Source organism: Hansschlegelia beijingensis, from assembly GCF_045505405.1.
Lineage (GTDB): Bacteria > Pseudomonadota > Alphaproteobacteria > Rhizobiales > Methylopilaceae > Methylopila > Methylopila beijingensis_A.
The window spans coordinates 1-3,678 of sequence record NZ_JBJKEX010000310.1 but is presented as its reverse complement, the minus strand read 5'-3'; the positions used below and the strand labels follow the sequence as shown (position 1 = coordinate 3,678).

Here is a 3,678-nt window from a genome sequence, read left to right as displayed (position 1 = left end):
ATCCCTCGACCATCACGGGCAACATGGCGCCGGTCCACCATACCGTGTGGACGTTCGCGCCGCCGGCCACCAGGAAGGGCGGCAGCGCGAACAGCTTCTCCGCATAGGGCGCGCCCGCCTCGCGGCCGACGGCGCGGCCGGACTTTGGTGAGACATAGATCAGGTCCTCGACGCCGCCGGTCGCGGCGCAGCAGGAGAGGTCGAGGCCGAAGCCGAGCTCGCTGAGCACCGCGAGCTCCAGCCGGACCAGAAGGGCCGGCGCGCTGGTCGGGTCGTCCAGATGATCGGCCACCACCTCCGCCGCTTCGTACAGCGCCTCGTGCGGGTCGCGCTCGGGAATGAGGCGCAGGAGCCCGCCGAGGTGCCCGACGCCGTGCAGGGCGTCGGCTCGCTCCATCAGCCGCCCGGCTCGCGCAGACAGCGGCTCGACCACGAGAGCGCCGAGATTGTCCTCGAGTCGCGCCCGCCACGTCGCCCGCACGGTGTTTCCGGGCTGGAGCGTCGGGCGCTGTTCGCGCGAGCGGCCTCCTCTCACCAGCCCCAGATGCCGACCGTGCGCGCGGGTGAAGAGCTCCAGCACCACGGAGGTCTCGCCGTGCCGCCGCACGCCGAGGATCAGGCCGTCGTCAGTCCACTGCATGGAGCCAAGATGGCGCCGGCGCCCGGCGGCGTCTATGTCGCGGAGAAGACCGGCGGCGCCTCAGGCCAGCGCCTTCAGGGCCGCCCTGCCGGCGTATCTCGCGGTCACGCCGAGCTCCTGCTCGATCCTCAGCAGCTGGTTGTACTTGGCGACCCGGTCGGAGCGGGCGAGCGAGCCGGTCTTGATCTGCCCGCAATTGGTCGCGACGGCGAGGTCCGCGATGGTGGAGTCCTCGGTCTCGCCCGAGCGGTGGCTCATCACCGCCGTGTAGCCGGCGCGGTGGGCCATATCGACCGCGGCGAGCGTTTCGGTGAGCGAGCCGATCTGGTTGACCTTGACCAGGATCGAATTGGCGACCCCCTGCCGGATGCCGTCCGAAAGCCGCGCCACGTTCGTGACGAACAGGTCGTCGCCGACGAGCTGGGTCTTGCTCCCGCAGAGCTCGGTGACGGCCTTCCAGCCCTCCCAGTCGTCCTCCGCCATGCCGTCCTCGATCGAGGCGATCGGGTACTTGGAGACGAGGTCGGCGAGGTAGCGCGCCTGCGCCTGCGGGTCGCGCGTCGCGCCCTCCCCCTCGTAGACGTACTTGCCGCCCTTGAAGAACTCGGTCGAGGCGCAGTCGAGCGCCAGGAAGACGTCCTCGCCCGGCCTGTAGCCGGCCGTCTCGATCGCCTTCATGACGAAGCCGAGCGCCTCCTCGGCCGACTTAAGGTTCGGCGCGAAGCCGCCCTCGTCGCCCACATTGGTGTTGTGGCCGGCGTCCTTGAGCTGCTTCTTCAGCACGTGGAAGATCTCGGCGCCGGTCCTCAGCGCCTCGGAGAAGCTCTCCGCGCCGACCGGCATGATCATGAATTCCTGGAAGTCGATAGGATTGTCGGCGTGCGCCCCGCCATTGACGATGTTCATCATCGGCACGGGCAGCACGCGCGCCGAGGTCCCGCCGACATAGCGATAGAGCGGCGCCGCGCTCGCCGCCGCCGCCGCCTTGGCGACCGCCAGCGACACGCCCAGGATGGCGTTGGCGCCGAGACGCTCCTTGTTCGGCGTGCCGTCGAGCGCGATCAGCGTCTCGTCGATCTGGACCTGCTCCTCGGCGTCGAAGCCGCCGATCGCGTCGAAGATCTCGCCATTGACCGCGTCGACCGCCTTGGTCACGCCCTTGCCGCCATAGCGCTTCTTGTCGCCGTCGCGCAGCTCCACGGCCTCATGCGCGCCGGTCGAGGCGCCGGAGGGAACCGCGGCGCGGCCGAGCGAGCCGTCCTCGAGCGTGACGTCCACCTCGACGGTCGGGTTGCCGCGGCTGTCCAGGATTTCGCGGGCGACGATGTCGACGATGGCGGTCATGGGCGCAGGGCTCCGGGTTCGGGTGGACGGCACCGCACCTCTAAAGGAACCATGCGACACGTGAAAGTCGCGGAACGCCGGCTGCGACGCTACATCCGTCGTAGACGCCGCCTTCTCCGGACCCCCGGACAGGCGGCTTGCGCCGAATGACACTCCCGGGAACGCAGATGACCGATCTTCAGCTCGGCAAGCAGACGCCGCTGCCGACATCGCCCGACGAAGCCCAGCTCGACCGGGTGCCGAACCCGCACGCCGACACGGACTACGTCACCCGCTTCGTCGCGCCGGAGTTCACCTCGCTCTGCCCCGTGACGGGACAGCCGGACTTCGCGCATCTGGTGATCGACTATGTGCCGGGCGACTGGCTCGTCGAATCGAAGGCGCTGAAGCTGTTCCTCGGCGCGTTCCGGAACCACGGGGCCTTCCATGAGGACTGCACGGTGGCGATCGGCAAGCGGCTCGTCGCCGCGATCGCGCCGCGCTGGCTGCGGATCGGCGGGTACTGGTATCCGCGCGGCGGCATTCCGATCGACGTGTTCTGGCAGACGGGTCCCGCTCCGGCGGGTCTGTGGATTCCCGACCAGGGCGTCCCGCCGTACCGCGGTCGCGGGTGAAGTTCACGGAAGCGGCGCAAATGCGGCTTTCGGGGACCCGAATCCGTCGCGGCGCCGGGCCGAACGGCGCCTCGCGCCGAGAAGCGCTTGAGCCCCCGGATTCGTGAGCGCGCCGCCCCGGAAACGCCCCACGAAGCAGAAAGATTCGCGGCCGCCGGACACCAGATCCGCCGCCGGGAGACTGCCCCATGAAGGCCCAGAAGACTGACGGCGCCAGCCGGACCGACACGCTCGTCATCACCAATGGCGACAGTGCGGCCGCGCGGCTCGAGGAGGCCGGGATCGCCCGCTCGATTCTTCCATGGCGGGACGTTCTGCATGACGGCCCGGTGCCGGCGATCAGCGGCCTGGAGCGGCTGTCCGCGATCCGCGCCGCCTTCATCGCGGCCGACCTGGGGCTCTCGTCGGACGAGGTGGGCGCGGAGTTCCGCGAACGCGACGCGACCGTTCGCCGTCACGCCTGTTTCGGGCGGATCGAGATCTGGCTGGAGCACGACCTCTACGACCAGCTGCAGCTCCTGCAGATCCTCGATTTCTTCCGGTCCGAGCGGCGGCTCGATGGGCTCTATCTCGTGCAGGCGGACGACTATCTCGGCCGGCAGCCGGCCGACGCCATGCGCCGCCTCGCGGGCTCCGCTCAGCCGGTGACGGAGGAGCAGCTCGCGCTCGCCGGCGAGGCGTGGGGCGCATTCACCTCTCCGACCCCGCATGCGCTCGCGCGGCTCGCCGAGCGCGACGTCGAAGCGCTGCCGCATCTCGGGCCGGCGCTGAGGCGGCTGCTCGCGGAGCTGCCGGATCCTGTGCGGGGTCTTACGCTGACGGAGGAGCGCACGCTCGATCGCCTCGCCGAGGGAGAGGCCACGAGCGGAGAGCTGTTCCGTGACGTGACCCGGCAGGAAGACGCCCAGTTCCTCGGCGACGCCAGCTTCTTCCGGCGGCTCGACGGGCTCGCCTTCGCGGATCGCCCGCTGATCGAGGGACTGCCCGGCCCGTCACAGGCCTATCTGGGGCTCGGCCGGCGCTCCGTCGGCGAGCACTACGCGGAGTTCGCGCGCGCGCCGCTGCGGCTGACCAAGGCGG

The 3,678-nt window shown here is 70.4% G+C and carries 4 protein-coding genes; 2 read left to right on the top strand and 2 right to left on the bottom strand.

The genetic code is table 11. From position 1 onward, the window contains the following. Together recO and eno are read right to left on the bottom strand one after the other, a co-directional pair. The coding region (gene recO / locus ACIKT0_RS14925; RefSeq protein ID WP_407106102.1) for a DNA repair protein RecO at window positions 1-640 on the bottom strand (640 nt) is incomplete at its 3' end. Between the two features lie 60 nt (window positions 641-700). Then, the gene (gene eno / locus ACIKT0_RS14920; RefSeq protein WP_407106101.1) at window positions 701-1,984 is read right to left on the bottom strand and encodes a phosphopyruvate hydratase; all 1,284 of its coding nucleotides are present in this window, start codon (window positions 1,982-1,984) and stop codon (window positions 701-703) included. Between the two features lie 167 nt (window positions 1,985-2,151). Between eno and queF the strand changes: the two genes are divergently transcribed. Together queF and ACIKT0_RS14910 are read left to right on the top strand one after the other, a co-directional pair. Next, window positions 2,152-2,598 carry a preQ(1) synthase gene (gene queF / locus ACIKT0_RS14915; RefSeq protein WP_183394195.1) on the top strand — a complete coding sequence of 149 codons (447 nt, stop codon included), beginning with the start codon at window positions 2,152-2,154 and terminating at the stop codon, window positions 2,596-2,598. Between the two features lie 188 nt (window positions 2,599-2,786). Next, window positions 2,787-3,678: hypothetical protein (locus ACIKT0_RS14910; RefSeq protein ID WP_407106100.1), on the top strand; the 892-nt coding region annotated here is incomplete at its 3' end.

What these genes read in the sequence shown, in the direction of transcription:
- eno (WP_407106101.1), bottom strand. Translation starts at nt 1,984, where the DNA reads ATGACCGCCATCGTCGACATCGTCGCCCGCGAAATCCTGGACAGCCGC.
- queF (WP_183394195.1), top strand. Translation starts at nt 2,152, where the DNA reads ATGACCGATCTTCAGCTCGGCAAGCAGACGCCGCTGCCGACATCGCCC.